This window comes from Mitsuaria sp. 7, from assembly GCF_001653795.1.
GTDB lineage: Bacteria > Pseudomonadota > Gammaproteobacteria > Burkholderiales > Burkholderiaceae_C > Roseateles.
The window spans coordinates 16,726-33,347 of the sequence record NZ_CP011514.1 but is presented as its reverse complement, the minus strand read 5'-3'; the positions used below and the strand labels follow the sequence as shown (position 1 = coordinate 33,347).

At 68.8% G+C, this 16,622-nt stretch carries 14 protein-coding genes and 1 tRNA gene; 5 read left to right on the top strand and 10 right to left on the bottom strand.

Annotated elements, in window-relative coordinates:
• The 3 genes from ABE85_RS00105 (at position 1) to folD (ending at position 4,260) form a co-directional block, all read left to right on the top strand.
• Positions 1 to 2,652 (top strand): PAS domain S-box protein, encoded by a 2,652-nt coding sequence (locus ABE85_RS00105; RefSeq protein WP_082938167.1) that lies wholly within the window; start codon positions 1 to 3, stop codon positions 2,650 to 2,652.
• On the top strand, positions 2,649 to 3,281 hold the full coding sequence (locus tag ABE85_RS00100) for a response regulator transcription factor (RefSeq protein ID WP_067268997.1): 633 nt from the start codon (positions 2,649 to 2,651) through the stop codon (positions 3,279 to 3,281). Before ABE85_RS00105 ends, ABE85_RS00100 begins: the two co-directional genes overlap by 4 nt.
• A 121-nt stretch (positions 3,282 to 3,402) precedes the next feature.
• Entirely contained in the window at positions 3,403 to 4,260 is an 858-nt protein-coding gene (gene folD, locus ABE85_RS00095) for a bifunctional methylenetetrahydrofolate dehydrogenase/methenyltetrahydrofolate cyclohydrolase FolD (RefSeq protein WP_067268995.1), read from the top strand.
• A gap of 161 nt (positions 4,261 to 4,421) precedes the next feature.
• On the opposite strand, the gene ABE85_RS00090 is transcribed toward folD, so the two are convergent.
• Positions 4,422 to 6,914, bottom strand: a complete 2,493-nt coding sequence (locus ABE85_RS00090) for an ABC transporter permease (protein ID WP_067268993.1) — start codon at positions 6,912 to 6,914, stop codon at positions 4,422 to 4,424.
• Between the two features lie 256 nt (positions 6,915 to 7,170).
• On the opposite strand from ABE85_RS00090, the gene ABE85_RS00085 reads away from it, so the two are divergent.
• On the top strand, positions 7,171 to 7,992 hold the full coding sequence (locus ABE85_RS00085) for a dioxygenase (protein ID WP_067281494.1): 822 nt from the start codon (positions 7,171 to 7,173) through the stop codon (positions 7,990 to 7,992).
• 49 nt (positions 7,993 to 8,041) lie between these two features.
• Here the strand turns inward: ABE85_RS00085 and ABE85_RS00080 are convergent, their stop codons facing one another.
• From ABE85_RS00080 to ABE85_RS26665, 8 genes are all read right to left on the bottom strand, one after another.
• Entirely contained in the window at positions 8,042 to 8,959 is a 918-nt protein-coding gene (locus tag ABE85_RS00080) for an aspartyl/asparaginyl beta-hydroxylase domain-containing protein (RefSeq protein ID WP_067268992.1), read from the bottom strand.
• Between the two features lie 30 nt (positions 8,960 to 8,989).
• Positions 8,990 to 10,192, bottom strand: a complete 1,203-nt coding sequence (locus ABE85_RS00075) for an MFS transporter (protein ID WP_067268988.1) — start codon at positions 10,190 to 10,192, stop codon at positions 8,990 to 8,992.
• Positions 10,193 to 10,287: 95 nt separating this feature from the next.
• Positions 10,288 to 10,362: transfer RNA gene (locus tag ABE85_RS00070), tRNA-Gly, on the bottom strand.
• Between the two features lie 60 nt (positions 10,363 to 10,422).
• Complete coding sequence (locus tag ABE85_RS00065; protein ID WP_067268986.1) at positions 10,423 to 10,875, bottom strand: PilZ domain-containing protein; 453 nt, start codon at positions 10,873 to 10,875, stop codon at positions 10,423 to 10,425.
• Between the two features lie 180 nt (positions 10,876 to 11,055).
• Positions 11,056 to 11,898 carry a 2,5-didehydrogluconate reductase DkgB gene (dkgB, locus tag ABE85_RS00060; RefSeq protein ID WP_231993187.1) on the bottom strand — a complete coding sequence of 281 codons (843 nt, stop codon included), beginning with the start codon at positions 11,896 to 11,898 and terminating at the stop codon, positions 11,056 to 11,058.
• A gap of 54 nt (positions 11,899 to 11,952) precedes the next feature.
• Positions 11,953 to 13,161: an MFS transporter gene (locus tag ABE85_RS00055; RefSeq protein ID WP_067268983.1), complete on the bottom strand. Its 1,209-nt coding sequence runs from the start codon at positions 13,159 to 13,161 to the stop codon at positions 11,953 to 11,955.
• 111 nt (positions 13,162 to 13,272) lie between these two features.
• On the bottom strand, positions 13,273 to 13,515 hold the full coding sequence (locus tag ABE85_RS27225; protein WP_157521800.1) for a DNA-binding transcriptional regulator: 243 nt from the start codon (positions 13,513 to 13,515) through the stop codon (positions 13,273 to 13,275).
• Positions 13,516 to 13,579: 64 nt separating this feature from the next.
• Positions 13,580 to 14,017, bottom strand: a complete 438-nt coding sequence (locus ABE85_RS26665) for a type II toxin-antitoxin system RelE/ParE family toxin (RefSeq protein WP_255362633.1) — start codon at positions 14,015 to 14,017, stop codon at positions 13,580 to 13,582.
• A gap of 95 nt (positions 14,018 to 14,112) precedes the next feature.
• Between ABE85_RS26665 and ABE85_RS00050 the strand changes: the two genes are divergently transcribed.
• Positions 14,113 to 15,009 (top strand): LysR substrate-binding domain-containing protein, encoded by an 897-nt coding sequence (locus ABE85_RS00050; protein WP_067268981.1) that lies wholly within the window; start codon positions 14,113 to 14,115, stop codon positions 15,007 to 15,009.
• A gap of 81 nt (positions 15,010 to 15,090) precedes the next feature.
• On the opposite strand, the gene ABE85_RS00045 is transcribed toward ABE85_RS00050, so the two are convergent.
• Positions 15,091 to 16,569: an NAD-dependent succinate-semialdehyde dehydrogenase gene (locus ABE85_RS00045; protein ID WP_067281492.1), complete on the bottom strand. Its 1,479-nt coding sequence runs from the start codon at positions 16,567 to 16,569 to the stop codon at positions 15,091 to 15,093.
• Positions 16,570 to 16,622: the final 53 nt, after the last annotated feature.

The following is a 16,622-nucleotide window of genomic DNA, read 5'->3' as shown; positions in this document are numbered from 1 at the left end:
ATGTTGTCCCGCCTCGATGTCCAAGGCTTTGCGCGCCGTACCCTGAATCCCGTCAAACGCCTGGTGTCGTCCTGGTGGCGACGCCAGTCCCCGTCGCGGCAGGACCGTTTCGCGACGCTGGGCCCGCTGCTGTCGGTGGTGCTCTTCCTGGCGGCGATCGTTTCGGCCTTCTGGTACCTGCGCAACGAGGAAATCGAACGCGAGGCCGAGGCCGTCAAGCGCGACACCGAGATGGCGCAGCAGCAGATCCGCTCGCGCCTGATCGAGAACGAGGACTTCCTCATCCCGCTGCAGCGCGACCTGGCCAACCGCTCGATCGACAACCTCGAGTTCACGCAGCGCGCGATGGCGATCGCGCGCAACCGGCCCGAGATCACCCACATCACCTGGCTGAACGCGCGCCGCGAGAAGCGCGTCAGCGTCGCGGCGATCGGCGAGCAGGCCGAGTCGCTGATGACGCTGGAGGGCAGCGATCCGTCCATGCCCAACGGCCACGCCAACAGCGAGCCCGAACGCGCCTTCCAGGGCGCGCGCGACCGGCGCACGCGGACCTATTCGGCCTCCTTCGCCGACGCGAACAACTCGACGGTCTTCCAGCTGCAGCTGCCGCTGAGCGACCGCACCGGCTTCACCGGCGTGCTGATCGCCGAGTACGCGGTCGAGGGCCTGCTGCGCTACTCGGTCCCCAACGAGCTGACCTCGCGCCACGCGGTCGCGGTGCTCGACCCGCGCGAGCAGGTCGTCGCCAGCACGGTGACGCCGATGCCGGGCAAGCGCATCACCCGCGCCCCGATCTATCACGAGGTGCCGATGACGCCGGCACCCGGACTCGTGCTGCGCGGCCAGGGCTACCGCACCTCGATCGGCCTGATCTCCAACACGCTGTTCTGGATGGTGATGGCGCTGTCGGTGCTGACCGTCTGGATGCTGCTGGGCACCTGGAAGCACATGCGCCGGCGCGCGCAGGTGCAGAACGCGCTGGCGGCGGAGACCAACTTCCGGCGCGCGATGGAGAACTCCATGCTGACCGGCATGCGGGCGATGGACCTGGAGACGCGCATCAGCTACGTCAACCCGGCCTTCTGCGCGATGACGGGCTTCGCCGAGTCCGAGCTGATCGGCCGCAAGCCGCCCTTCCCCTACTGGCCGCCCGACCGCTACGAGGAGAACCTGCGCCTGCTGCAGCAGGAGATGCAGGGCCGCAGCCCCGCCGGCGGTTCCGAGGTGAAGGTGATGCGCAAGGACGGCAGCATCTTCGACGCCCGCATGTACGTCTCGCCGCTGATCGACCCCAAGGGCAAGCAGAACGGCTGGATGACCTCGATGACCAACATCACCGAGGCCAAGCGCGTGCGCGACCAGCTGTCGGCGTCGCATGAGCGCTTCACCACGGTGCTGGAAGGCCTGGACGCGGCGGTGTCGGTGCTGTCGGTGCAGCAGGGCGAACTGCTCTTCGCCAACCGCAGCTACCGCCTGTGGTTCGGCGCCGATCCCAAGGGGCACGCGATGCTCGCGGGCTCGCAGCCGGCCGCGCTGGCCGGCGCGACGAGCACGCAGGACGCGAGCTACGCGCAGGGCGCCAACAGCGATGGCCACGGCGATCATGGCGACGAGGAGGACGTGGACGACTTCGGCGGCCTGCCCGCGCAGCACCTGACCGAGGTGGGCGGCGATTCGCGCGAGGTGTTCATCGCGCAGCTCGACATGTGGTTCGACGTGCGCGCCCGCTACCTGCAGTGGACCGACGGCCGCCTGGCGCAGATGCTCATCGCCACCGACATCACCGCGCGCCGGCATGCCGAGGCCCAGCAGCAGCAGCAGACCGAGAAGGCCCAGGTCACGAGCCGGCTGATCACGATGGGCGAGATGGCGTCCAGCGTCGCGCACGAGCTCAACCAGCCGCTGACCGCGATCACCAACTACTGCAACGGCATGGTGTCGCGCGTGCGCGGCGACAACATCCAGAAGGACGACCTGATCGTCGCGCTGGAGAAGACCGCCAAGCAGGCGCAGCGCGCCGGGCAGATCATCCACCGCATCCGCGCCTTCGTGAAGAAGAGCGAGCCGCAGCGCCAGCCCGCGTTCGCGGCCTCGATCGTCGAGGACTCGGTGGAGCTGGCCGGCATCGAGCTGCGCCGGCGCAACGTGCAAATCCACACGTACGTCGCGCAGCGGCTGCCGGTGATGCGCGTCGATCCCATCCTGATCGAGCAGGTGCTGCTGAACCTGCTCAAGAACGCCGCCGAGGCGATCGACAACGCGGCGCTGCCGCCCTCGCGCCGCCACATCGAACTGCGCGTGGTGCCCAAGCACACGGCCGAGCTGGGCGCCAACATCGAGTTCTCGGTGACCGACATGGGACCGGGTCTGCCGGTCGAGGTCATCGAGCGCATGTACGAGGCCTTCTTCTCCACGAAGGCCGATGGATTGGGGATCGGCCTAGGGTTATGCCGGTCCATCATCGAGTCCCACCAGGGTCGGATCCGCGCCGAGAACCTCTACAATGGCCCGTCCATCGTCGGGTGCCGGTTCGCGTTCACGATCCCCGTGGACATTCCGCGTCCGGAGTCTTCACTCGCCCCGCTCACTGCTCTGGACAAGAGCAGCGACGCAGGGACGGGCACTGCACACAACACCGCAGCAACACCATGAGCTTGATTCCGAAGAAGGGTAACGTCTACGTCGTCGATGATGACGAGGCAGTGCGGGACTCCCTGCAATGGCTGCTGGAAGGCAAGGACTACCGGGTCAAGTGCTATGACTCCGCCGAGAGCTTCCTGAGCCGCTACGACCCGCGCGAAGTCGCCTGCCTGATCGCCGACATCCGCATGGAAGGCATGAGCGGCCTGGAACTCCAGGACAAGCTGATCGAACGCAAGAGCCCGCTCCCCATCGTGTTCATCACCGGTCACGGCGACGTGCCGATGGCGGTGCAGACGATGAAGAAGGGCGCGGTCGACTTCATCGAGAAGCCGTTCAAGGAAGAGGAGCTGCTGTCGCTGGTGGAGCGCATGCTGGACCAGGCCCGCGGCGCCTTCGCCACGCAGCAGGAAGCGGCCAGCCGCGACGCGCTGCTGTCGCGCCTGACCACGCGCGAAGCGCAGGTGCTGGAACGCATCGTCGCCGGCCGCCTGAACAAGCAGATCGCCGACGACCTGGGCATCAGCATCAAGACGGTGGAAGCGCATCGCGCCAACATCATGGAGAAGCTGAACGCCAACACCGTGGCCGATCTGCTGAAGATCGCGCTCGGCGCGAACACGCAGGCCAAGGCCGGCTGATCGCCGCAAGACTTCAGAGGCCGCTGCGAAGCGGCCTCTTTGCATTCCGGGCAGAGCGATCCTCTGCCCTTGCGCTTTTCTGCTTTCCCCGTTTTTGAATCCCTGAATCCGGAGCATCGACATGACCGCACAACTGATCGACGGCAACGCCCTGTCCAAGCAACTGCGCGCCGAAGTGGCGACGCGCGCCGCCGCGCTGACCGCCAAGGGCGTGAAGCCGGGACTGGCCGTCGTGCTGGTCGGCGAGAACCCCGCGAGCCAGGTTTACGTGCGCAACAAGGTCAAGGCCTGCGAGGACGCGGGGCTGCACTCGGTGCTGGAGAAATACGCCGACACGATGACAGAGGCGGAACTGCTCGCGCGCGTGGATGCGCTGAACAACGATCCTTCGATCCACGGCATCCTGGTGCAACTGCCGCTGCCCAAGGGCATCGATGCGCACAAGGTGATCGAGGCGATCGCGCCGGAGAAGGACGTCGACGGTTTCCACGTCGCCAGCGCCGGCGCGCTGATGGTCGGGCAGGAGGGCTTCAAGCCTTGCACGCCCTATGGCTGCATGAGGATGCTGGAGTTCATCGGCTATGACACCAAGGGCAAGCACGCCGTCGTGATCGGCCGCAGCAACATCGTCGGCAAGCCGATGGCGATGCTGCTGCTGCAGGCCAATGCGACGGTGACCGTGTGCCACAGCGCGACGCCGGACCTGGCCCACTTCACGCGTCAGGCCGACATCGTCGTGGCCGCCGTGGGCAAGCGCGACGTGCTGACCGCGGACATGGTCAAGCCGGGCGCGGTGGTGCTGGACGTCGGCATGAACCGCACCGAGGAAGGCAAGCTCTGCGGCGATGTGGACTTCGACGGCGTCAAGGAAGTCGCCGGCTGGATCACGCCGGTGCCGGGCGGCGTCGGACCGATGACGATCACGATGCTGCTGGTCAACACGATGGAGTCGGCGGAGCGCGCGGCCGCCGCTCGCTGAAGGCTTCCGTACTTCCACCGCCGCTGGCCCTCACCCCTGCCCTCTCCCGCAAGCGGGAGAGGGGGTAAGCAGTGAGCCAGTCGGACTCCCTCTCCCGCTTGCGGGAGAGGGTGGGGGTGAGGGCCAGCAGACTTGGCAGTCAGCCAGGCCCTGCGAGTCCGTTAGTTGGTATCCGCCTCGCGCAGCGTCTGCACCACCGGACGCTGCAGCACGCCGCGCAGCGCCCACCAGCCGGCGAGCTGCGCCAGCACGGCGCCGCCTATGGTCGTGCCGATCAGCACCCACGGCTTGAACTGCCATTCGAACTCGAACGCGTAGTGCGTGAGCGCCCAGCCCAGCGCCTGCGCGGCTGTCCCGGCGAGGAAGCCGGCAAGCGCGCCCAGTCCGAGCAGCTCCGCGCGCTGCACCGCCGCCAGCAGCGCGCTCGACGCGCCGAAGGCGCGCATCAACGCGAACTCCCGCGTGCGCGCATCACGTGACCCCACCGCCGCCACCAGCAGCACGACCACGCCCAGCGCCAGCGCCACCGCGAACAGCAGCTGCACGGCCATGATCACCTGCTCCAGCACCTGCTGCACCTGCTTCAACTCGGCGGAGACGTCGATCAGCGTGAGGTTGGGGAACTCGTTGACCAGCTTGCGGTCGAGCGCCGCGGCCTCGCCCTGCCCCTGCGGCGAGCGGTACGCCGAGATGTAGCTGACCGGCAGCTCCGGCATCTGCGCGCGCGGGTACAGCACGAAGAAGTTGACCCGCATCGATCCCCAGTCGACCTTACGCAGCGAGGTGATCTTGGAATCGACCAGCACCCCCGCGATGTCGAATCGCATCGAGTCGCCGATCTTCAATCCGAGCTGCTCCGCGAGGCCCTGTTCGACGCTGACGCCGTCCTTGTCCTCGGGCGTCCACTTCCCGCCGGCGATCAGGTTGTGCGACGGCAGCTCCGCGCTATGGCTGAGGTTGAACTCACGCTCCACCAGGCGCTGCGCGCGCTCCTCGGTGAAGCGGCTCGCCTTGATCGCCTCGCCGTTGATGGCGACCAGCCGGCCGCGGATCATCGGGTACCAGTCGTAGTCCTTGACGCCGGACTTGTCGAGATCGGACCGGAAGCCGGGCCCCTGCTCCGGCTGGATGTTGATGACGAAGCGGTCGGGCGCGTTCACGGGAGTCGCGGCGCGCCAGCTCTCGATCAGGTCGGTGCGCATCAGCACCAGCAGCGCCAGCGCGAGCAGCCCCAGCGACAGCGACCCGACCTGCAGCACCGCAAAGGCCGGCCGCGCGGCGACCTGACGCGTCGCCAGCAGCAGCCAGCGCGGCGCGCCGGCCTGCGGCACGAGCCGTCGCAGCGCCAGCACCGCGCCGTACGCGAGCAGCGCGAAGAGGCCCAGCGCGACGGCGAAGCCACCGGTCGCGAACAGCCCCAGACGCCAGTCCGCCGACAGCGCCGTCAGCACCGCCGAGAAGCCGATGACGCCGGCCAGCAGCACGGCGATCGAGCCCATCTTCGGCCGGCCCAGCTCGCGACGGATCACGCGCAGCGGCGGCACGGCGGCCAGTTGCAGCACCGGCGGCAGGCCGAAGCCCAGCAGCAGGCTCATGCCCATGCCCAGCCCCAGCAGCACCGGCCAGATGCCAGGCGCCGGCAGGTTCACGTCGATGAGTCCCGCCAGCATCGCGATGAAGCCGTAATGCAGCAGGAAGCCGAGCAGCACGCCGATCGCGCTGCCGATGAAGCCGACGGTGGCGAACTCCAGCGTGAACACCCAGGTGAGCCGGCGCTGCGGCTGGCCGAGCACCCGCAGCATCGCGCAGTCGTCGAGATGTCGGTTGGCGAATTCCCGCGCCGCGAGCGCGACGGCGATCGCCGCGAGCAACGCCGCGAGCAGCGCGACGAGGTTCAGGAACTTGGTGGCGCGATCCAGCGTCTGGCGCATCTCCGGGCGGCCGGTCTCGAGCGACTCCAACCGCACGCCGCGCCAGTTGCCGTCTTTCGACTGCTGGCGGGTCTGCGCGTTGAACTGCTGCACCGAGGCCGCTTCACCGATCACGGCGAAGCGGTAGGTGATGCGGCTCGCAGGCTGGATCAGCGCGGTCGTGGCGATGTCGGACTGCGCCAGCATCACGCGCGGCGCGAAGTTCATGAAGCCGGCGCCGCGGTCGGGCTCGTTGGCGATCTCGCCGGCGATCTTCAGCGTCGCGTCGCCCAGCAGCAGCGGATCACCGACCTTCAGTCCGAGCGCGCTCAGCACGCCCGGATCGACCCACACCGTGCCGGCGGCCGGCGCGCCCACCTGACGTCCGTCCTTCAGAGACAGCGCGCCGCGCAGCGGATAACGCGGGCTGACCGACTTCACCGCCACCAGGCGGCTGCCGCCGCCCTGGTCCTCGTTGGCGCGGGCCATGCTGGGGAAGTTGAGCGTCTCGACGCTGTTCAGCTTCAAGCGTTCCGCGAGTTGCCGGACCGGCGCGGGCGTGGGCTGGTCGCTGGCGACGACCGCATCGCCGCCCAGCAGTTGCGCGGCGTCGCGGCGCAGGCCCTGGTCGAGCCGGTCCGACAGGAAGGCCACTGCGCATACGGCGGCGACGGCCAGCATCAGCGCGAGGATCAGCAGGTGGAGTTCGCCCGCGCGGAAGTCGCGCCAGGTCTGCAGACCCATCTGCCGCCACAGCGACGGCGGTCGTCGGCCCGACGGGGAACCGGAAGCCGATCGGCCTGCGGAGGTCCCGGCCGGGGTGCCAGGAGGAGTACCGGCGGGGGTGGCCGACGGAGAAGACGGGTGCGCGCTCATGCGCGGACTGTAGCGAACCGCATGCCCGCGCGCTGGCACGGGGGTGCGGCCATGCAATCGGCTTGAACAGTCCGTGCAACCGGTTTTGACGATGCGGCGCGCTCACGGGCGTTCAATGGACTGCATGAACACCCACTTCCCTCCCCTCTTCGTCTCCCATGGCTCGCCCATGATCGCGCTGGAGCCCGGCGAGGCCGGTGCCTTCATGCAGCGCCTCGGCCGCACGCTGGACGCCGTCTGGGGCCGGCCCAAGGCCGTGCTGGCGATCTCCGCGCACACGACGGCGCGTGAGGCCGTCCTGCTCAGCGCCGACCGCCATGAGGCGGTGTACGACTTCGGCGGCTTCCCGCCGGCGCTGTATCAGCTGCGTTATGACGCGCTTGGCGACCGCGCGCTGACCGCACAGATCGGCGAGACCCTCGCCCTCCCCGTCTTCGACCATGGCGGCTTGGACCACGGCATCTGGACTTCGCTGCGATTCCTCTATCCCGACGCCGACGTGCCGGTCATCCCGCTCACACTGACGGCGCACGCCTCACCGGCGCAGCTGCTCGAACTCGGTGAACGGCTGCAGGCGCTGTCGCGGGAGGGCGTGCTGATCCTGGGCACCGGCAGCATCACGCACAACCTGCGGCTGCTGATGCGCGCGACGGCCGAGGGCCTGCCGGAGATGGCCGAATCAGCGGCCTTCCGGACCTGGTTCGCGGAACGCTCCGCGGCACGCGACTGGGACGCGCTGGCGGCCTACCGGACGCAGGCGCCCAGCGCCGCGCTGATGCATCCGACAGACGAGCACCTGCTGCCCTGGTACGTCGCCGCGGGCGCCGGCGGTCGCGACGATGCGCCTATCCGCATCCACGAGGGGGTCACCTTCGGCGCGCTGGGGATGGATGCCTACGCGTTCGGGCCGCAGGCGCAGCGCCTGTCCCAGGCGCTGGCCGGCTGAACGGGCCGGGGCCATCAGGGCCTCGGCGGCGTCGCGACCGTGAGAATGGTCAGATGAAGATCGCCGCCAGGATGCCGAGGATCAGCGCCCACTTGACGACGTAGTAGCCGGTGCGCGACTTCGCCTTGAACGCCTTGAAGAACAGGCGCACCTTGTAGGCGTGATAGAAGAACTTGTTGAGCCCGCCGATGGGCTCGCTCTCCAGGTTCTGCGTCGCGGCGGAGGTCATCACCAGCTTGCCGAACGCGCGGTTCAGCCAGCGGATCGGCGCGAAGTGGACCGGACGCTCCACGTCGCAGAACAGGATCACGCGCTGGTGCGTGGTCGTGTTCTCGGCGTAGTGGATGAAGGTCTCGTCGAACATCACATCCTCGCCGTCCTTCCAGTGGTACTTTTCGCCGTCGACGTCGATGTAGCAGCCCGGATCGTTGGGCGTCGTCAGGCCGAGGTGGTAGCGCAGCGAGCCCGCGTACGGATCGCGGTGGCGCACCAGCTTCGCGCCCGGCGGCAGCGACGCGAACATCGCCGCCTTGACGCCGGGGATCTGGCGCAGCAGCTCGACGGTCCTGGGGCACAGCGCGTTGGCCGAGGCCATGTCCCGGTCGTACCACTTCAGGTAGAAGCGCTTCCAGCCGGTGCGGAAGAACGAGTTGAAGCCGATGTCGTTGTAGCCCGACGCGGCCTTGATGTAGCCCTCGTCGTTGAGCTTGAGGGCTTCCTCGCGGATCACCTGCCAGTTGTCGCGCAGCAGGCCGAGCTCGGGGAACGCCGAAGTCTTCAGGTAAGGCGTGGCCGGTGCGCGGGAGAACAGGTACATGACCGCGTTGATCGGCGAGATCAGCACGGTGAAGTCGGTCAGCGCGCGCGCCAGCTTGAAGCGGACGCGACCGCGGAAGTGGGCATACAGCGCCGAGGCGATGAAGATCGCCAGCACCCAATACCGCGTGGGCGGCAGCCAGTCGGCCATGTGCGGAACTCCTGCAAGAGAAGCGCGGGATTATCGGCGATCGAGCGCGAGCGACACGCCCCAGAAGATCAAGCCCCCGAACGCCAGGGCGACCCCCACCCATCCGGTGGACGTCCAGCCGTGACCGGCGGCGATGGCCAGCCCGCCCAGCCAGGGGCCGAGGGCGTTGGCCGCGTTGAAGGCCGAGTGGTTCAGGGCCGCGGCCAGGGTCTGCGCCTCGCCGGCCACGTCCATCAGCCGGGTCTGCAGCACGGCGCCGAGCCCGCCGCCGCAACCGATGAGGAACACCACCGGCAGCAGCGTCCACAGGCTGCCGGCCGCGAACGGGTAGAGCGCCAGCGACACGGCGCTCCACAGCAGCAGTCCGCCGATGGTGGGCATCAGCGCGCGATCGGCCGCCCAGGCGGAGACCAGCGTCCCTGCGGTCATGCCCATGCCGAACACGCTCAGCACGACCGGCAGCATGCCGGGTCCGGTGCGGGTGACCTCGAGCAGCGTGGAGCCGAGATAGGTGTAGACGGCGAACATGCCGCCGAAGCCGATGGTCGCGATCGCCAGCGTCAGCCAGACCTGGCGGCGGCCGAGCGCGCCGAGCTCGCGCATCGCGCTGGCGCCGGGCTGCACCTGGTCGCGCGGTGCGTGCATCGCCACCAGCGCGGCGGTCAGCAGCGCCAGCACCGTCACGACGCCGAAGCCCCAGCGCCAGCCGGCCCATTGCCCCAGCCCGTTGGCCAGCGGCACGCCGATGATGGTGGCGACGGTGAGGCCCAGCATCATCAGACTCACAGCCTGCGCGCGCCGCGCCGGCGCGACCAGCGAGGCGGCGACCAGCGCGCCCACGCCGAAGTACGCGCCATGCGGCAGCCCGCTCAGGAAGCGGAACAGCAGCATCGCGTGATAGCTGGGCGCCAGCGCGCTCAGCCCGTTGCCGACGGCGAAGGCCAGCATCAGCGCGATCAGCAGCGTGCGCCGCGGCACCTTGGCGCCCAGCACCGCCAGCAGCGGCGCCCCCACGACCACGCCCAGCGCATAGGCGCTGATCACGTGGCCGGCGGTGGGTGCGTCGATGCCAAGGTCCGGCGCGAAGAACGGGACCAGGCTCATCGCCACGAACTCGGTCGTGCCGATCGCGAAACCGCCGATGGCCAGCGCGAGCAGCGCCCAGCCGGTGTGCACGGTCGGCGTCGGGTCGTCGGAGAGCTGGGGAGAGGCGATCGGAGAGGCGGCGGACATGTCGGACTGCTGAAAGGAGACGCTCAGGGAGCGTTCATGAAACGTTCAGCATTGCAACACGGATCGAGGCGGCCCATGGATCAAGGGGCTGCATCTGGAGCGGGCGAAGGGAGTCGAACCCTCGTCATTGGCTTGGGAAGCCAAGGTAATAGCCGTTATACGACGCCCGCGGAGGAGGCGGATTATGACCCAAGCCGCGCGCGGCCCGGGCGGGACCCGGGCAGGCGGGCTCAGCGTCCGCGCTGGCCGATCAGTTGGGCCAGCAGGCGCTGGAGTTCCGCCTCGGCCAGCGGGTTCAGGCCCAGGAAGCGACAGCCGATGTGGACCTGCTCGCCGGCCAGGAACGACCGGAAGCTGCGCCGGATGCGCACCTCGAGGTCGGCCACCAGCACGAGCTGATCACCGACCATCACCCGGGCCTGGGGAACCTTCTGGCCGAGGAACAGGCCGCGCCCTTCCTCGACCGTGCCGCGCAGGCCAAGTCCGCCCAGCGACACGTCGTCCACGCTGAGGCTGCGGGCGCGGCCCAGGAGCATGAACTCGACGCGCACCGCCGGACCGAGTGGCACGTCGCGCCGCGGCGTGGTGCGGCGCTCGTCGCCCTCCTCATCGTCGGAGGCCGCCGTCGCGGCCGCATCGATGTCATCCGCCTCGGCGATGGCAGAAGCGTCTGCGGGAGCCACGGCTGGCGCTGCCTCAGCCGCGGCGGGTTTCAATCGGAGTCGTAGGCGGAACATGGGAAGGTCGGAAAGCACAGGCTCCCGGGTTGTATGCGCTCCGGGTGAACGCCTTCATGTCTGGCCGACCGTGGCGCGTGAAGGATTGCACGCTCATGAACATCCGCTTACAGGATCCGTTGGACCTCAGTCCCAGTCGGGGGCGAAGTCCGGATCGGCCAGCCGTTCGCCGCGATCGAGCGCAGCGATGCGCGTCATGTCCTCGTCGCTGAGGCGCAGCGCGGTGGCCGTGAGGTTGGCCGCCTGGTTGGACGGCTTGGTCGATGACGGGATCACCGCGAAACCCCGCTGCAGCAGCCAGGCCAGCGACACCTGCGCGGGCGTGGTGCCGTGCCGGGCGGCGATGTCGAGCAGCACCGGCTCGGTCATGACCTTGCCGTAGGCCAGCGGCATGTAGGCGGTCAGGGGCAGGTCTTGCCCCTTCGCAAAGTCGACGACACGACGGTTCTGCAGGAACGGGTGGATCTCGACCTGGTTGGTCGCGAGCTCGTCGACGCCCACGAGATCGATCGCCTCGCGCATCTGCGCGACGGTGAAGTTGGACAGGCCGATCGCCCGCGTCAGGCCCAGGCGCTTCGCTTCGATCAGCGCGTCCAGCGTTTCCTTCAGCGGCACCGCGCCGCCCGGCGACGGCCAGTGGATCAGCGTCAGGTCGACCGCCGCCATGCGCAGCTTGGCGAGGCTCTCGCGCAGGCTGGGGATGAGGCGGTCGCCGGCCAGTTGCTCGGTCCAGATCTTGGTCGTGACGAACAGCCCGGCGCGCGGCACGCCGCTTTCTGCGATCGCCTGGCCGACTTCGGCCTCGTTGCCGTAGATCTGGGCGGTGTCGATGTGGCGGTAGCCCAGCGACAGGCCGCTCTTGATCGCGTCGATGACGGTCTGCCCCTTGAGGCGGAAGGTGCCGAGGCCCAGTGGGGGCATGGAGATGGCGCGAGCTTGGGGCATGGATCGGGAGACGGTGGTTGTCATGAGGAACTCCTGAAAGCGGTCGAACGGTCGAACGGTCGAAGGGTCCCTGCGCGGTCAATGGCCGACGGCGATGGTCGCGGCGCCGGCGGCACGCGCCGGCAGCGGGAAGCGGCGGTCGAGGCGACCCGCCAGCACGGTGAGCGCGAAGGCGCCGAGCACGACGATGGCGCCTATCCATGGCGTGTGGATCAGACCCAGGTGTTCGACGATCAGGCCGCCGCCCCAGGCGCCGCCGGCGATGCCGAGGTTGAACGCCGCGATGTTCAGGCCCGAGGCGACGTCGACGGCCTTGGGCGCATGGGCCTCGGCCTGCTGGACGACGTAGACCTGCAGACCGGGCACGTTGCCGAAGGCGAAGGCGCCCCAGGCGAGCACGGTCAACACGGCGAGGACCGGCGACTGCGCGGTGATGCTCAGCACGAACAGCACCGCGGCGAGTGCCAGGAAGATCAGCTTGAGCGCGCCGATCGGGCCGCGCTTGTCCGCGAGCTTGCCGCCCCAGACATTGCCGACCGCGACCGAGATGCCGTACACGAGGAGCACGAGGCTGACGCCGTTGGCGGAGATGCCGGTGATCTGCTGGAGGATGGGCGCGAGGTAGGTGAAGGCGATGAACGAACCGCCGTAGCCGACCGCCGTCATCGCATAGACGAGCAGCAGGCGCGGCTGGCGCAGCGGCTCGAACTGGTGCAGCAGGCTGGCCGGCGCGGGCTGCGCGAGCTTGCGCGGCACGAAGACCAGGCTGGCGATGAAGGCGATCAAGCCCAGCGCGGCAACGGCGAGGAAGGTCGCGCGCCAGCCGAAGTGCTGGCCGACGAAGGTGCCCAGCGGCACGCCGGTGACCAGCGCGACGGTGAGTCCCGAGAACATCGTCGCGATCGCGCTGGCGGCCTTCTCACGGGGGACGAGGCTGGTGGCGATCGTCGAGCCGATGGAGAAGAACACGCCGTGCGCGAGGCCGGTCAGGACCCGGGCGACGACGAGCGCGCCGTAACCCGGCGCGAGCCATGCGAGCAGGTTGCCGGCGGTGAACAGCAGCATCAGCGCGAGCAGCAGCTGCTTGCGCGGCCAGCGGCCGGAGAGCGCGGTGAGGACGGGCGCGCCGATGGCGACGCCCAGCGCGTACAGCGAGACCAGCAGGCCCGCGGACGGCAGGCTGACGCCGAGGTCGGCGGCCATGGTCGGGATCAGGCCCACGATGACGAATTCCGTGGTCCCGATGGCGAAGGCGCTGACGGTCAGCGCCCACAAGGCGATCGGCATGATGAGGCTCCTGCGAAGCGAGGGAGGTTGGAGGAATGGCCGCCAGTGTGCGCATCCCTTGCTTGCAGATAAAGCCTCGATTGACCAAATGATTATTGAATCAGACGCAAATCAAACAAGCGCATCCAATCCCCGCTCCCGGATCAGGTGAAGCATTTTCAGCTCGGGCCCCCGGGGCCGTGCCAGACCTTGTTGCCAGCGCAGCACCAAGCGTGGCGACGTGTTCAGCAACCGCGCAAAGGTGAAGTAATGAAGATTCGACTGCGCCACCAGTTGACGTATCTGCGAGGGCGTCATCGGATCTGGCAGCGGACTGCAACCCCGCTCGAACTCGCGCCACTGTTCGTCGGTCATCAACCCATGCTCATGAAGGCGTCGCGACGACGCCAGAAGCTCTGCCAACAGACGTGATTTACGTTTACGCATCACAAGCAACCTCCGAGATGTCTCCGCGATCCACCGCTGCCTTCAGGCCCGCCGCATCCTGATCCAACCAATGCATCGCAGCGGCGCGGCACATGGCGATTTCGTTGGGGTCCAGGTTGACCCGACGGTTCTTGGCATAGCCATGCACAAAAAACCAGGAACCCGCATGCCGGTTCGCGACGATGGCGCGATAGCCACCGCGCTTTCCGGAGCCAGATCGTGCAATCCGCTTCTTCCTCAGTCCATGACCGAGATCTGCATCGATCAGTCCTCGTTTCATTTCGTCCACAGCCCTGCACAGATCGCCTTCTGTCCAATGCCTGCTTGCGCATCCAGCGACGAAACCCTTCGACCACGAACACCGCCATACCGATCTCCACGCATTGCTGCCATGACCGTCAGTGCCAGGCCTTGCGTGGTCGTGCGTCACCCTGAAGTGGGCCCACCCTTGGGGGATACGCGGAGGGGGTGTCTCCCCCGTCAGACTCCTATCATTCGCATCAGTCTCGTCCGCCCATTGCGCTCATGAAAAGCTCCCTCGATGAACTCGCCGTCCTCGCCGCCATCGTCGACGCGGGATCGATCAGCGCGGCGGCGGAGCATCTGGGGCAGACGGTCTCCGCTGTCAGCCGGTCGCTGAGCCGGCTTGAGCAGAAGCTGGGCACGACCTTGATGCGGCGATCCACCAGACGCCTCGAACTCACCGAGGAGGGGCAGTTCTTCCTCGCCCGTGCCCGCAGCGTGCTCGCCGCGGTCGAGGACGCCGAGGAGCAGCTCGCGCTACGCCGCGACCAGCCCGCCGGGCGGCTGCGCGTGAACGCGGCCTCGCCGTTCATGCTGCACGTCCTGGTGCCCCTGATCGGCGGCTTCCGCGAGCGCTATCCGCAGATCGAGCTCGAACTCAACAGCAGCGACCAGATCATCGACCTGCTGGAGCAGCGCACCGACGTTGCCTTGCGCATCGGCACGCTCGCCGATTCCACGCTGCATGCGCGGCCGCTTGGCAGTTTCCGCCTGCGGGTGCTCGCGAGTCCCGCCTACCTCGCCGCGCAGGGGCGCCCGACGAAGGTCGAGGCGCTCGCGAAGCACTCGCTGCTCGGGTTCACCGCGCCGGAGAGCCTCAACACCTGGCCCCTGCGCTGGTCCGGCGGCGAGGGGTATCCGATCGAGGCCGCGGTGAGCGCGTCGTCCGGCGAGACGCTGCGGCAGTTGGCCCTCGCCGGCCAGGGCGTCGTGGCGCTGTCCGACTTCATGACCGCGCGGGACCGCGCTGACGGGACGCTGGTGCAGGTCCTCGCGACGCACACCGTCGACACGCGCCAGCCGGTGCACGCGGTCTACTACCGCAACACCGCACTGGCTTCCCGCATCACCTGCTTCCTCGACTACCTCGCCGTCGAGATGGCGGCACTCGCGGGCTGAGCCCCCCGGCCTGCCCGACCCGCCTGACGCGCCCAAGCCGTCGGAGCTGCCAGAACGCGGCCGCGAGGCGTCACGCGACGCTCACTTGTTCACGTCGCCGACGCACAGGTACTTCGTCTCGACGTACTCGTCGATGCCCTGGTGCCCGCCCTCGCGGCCCAGGCCCGACTGCTTCACGCCACCGAACGGCACCTCGGCCGTCGAGATGAGGCCCGTGTTGATGCCGACCATGCCGTACTCCAGGCCTTCCGACACGCGCGTGATGCGGCCGATGTCGCGGGCGTAGAAGTAGCTCGCCAGGCCGAACTCGGTGGCGTTGGCCAGTGCGACGCCCTCGGCCTCGGTGCCGAAGCGGAACACCGGCGCCACCGGACCGAAGGTCTCCTCGCGCGCGCACAGCATGTCGGACGTCGCCTCCGACAGCACCGTCGGCTGGAAGAAGCGGTCGTGCAGCCGCGCGCCGCCGACCAGCACCTTCGCGCCCTTCTCCACCGCGTCGGCGACATGGCGCTCGACCTTCTCGATCGCCGCGTCCTCGATCAGCGGGCCTTGCGTCACGCCGGGCTCGAAGCCGTTGCCGACCTTCAGACCGCCGACCTTCTCCGCCAGCTTCGCCACGAAGGCGTCGTACACGCCCGCCTGCACGTAGAGGCGGTTCGCGCACACGCAGGTCTGGCCCGCATTGCGGTACTTGCTGGCGATCGCGCCCTCGACGGCGCTCTCGATGTCCGCGTCGTCGAAGACCAGGAACGGCGCGTTGCCGCCCAGCTCCAGCGACAGCTTCTTGATCGTCGGCGCGCACTGCGCCATCAGGATCCGGCCGACCTCCGTCGAGCCGGTGAACGACAGGTGCCGCACGACGTCGCTCTCGCACAGGACCTTGCCGATGGCGACCGATTGCTCCCCGTCGCCGGTGATCACGTTGAGCACGCCGGCCGGCATGCCGGCGCGCTGCGCGAGTTCGGCCGCGGCCAGCGCGGTCAGCGGCGTCTGCTCCGCCGGCTTGATCACGACCGGGCAGCCGGCCGCCAGTGCCGGCGCGACCTTGCGGGTGATCATCGCCAGCGGGAAATTCCACGGCGTGATGGCCGCGCACACGCCCACCGGCTGCTTGATCACCATGTAGCGCTTGGTCGCGTCGGTGGTCGGCACGATCTCGCCGCGCACGCGCTTGGATTCCTCCGCGAACCACTCGACGAAGCTCGCGCCGTACGAGATCTCGCCGCGCGCCTCGGCCAGCGGCTTGCCCTGCTCCGCCGTCAGGATGCGCGCCAGGTCGTCCGCATGCTGGGTCAGCAGGTGGAACCAGCGCATCAGGATCGAAGCCCGCTCCTTGGCCGTCTTGGACCGCCACGCCGGCCAGGCGGCATTGGCGGCCGTCACCGCCGCGTCGGCCTCCGACGCGCCCAGGTTGGCCACGTGCGTCAGCAGCACGCCGGTCGCCGGGTCCACGACGTCGAAACGGCTCGCGCCGCCCACCCACTCGCCGTTGATCAGCGCGTCGGTCTTGAGCAGGCTCGGGTCCTTGAGCTGCGCCAGCGGGGAGGTCTTGGGGTCCATCGTCGCCATGTCGTTTCTCCGTGGAAGGCCGGCATCCTAGCGGCGGCGGCGTG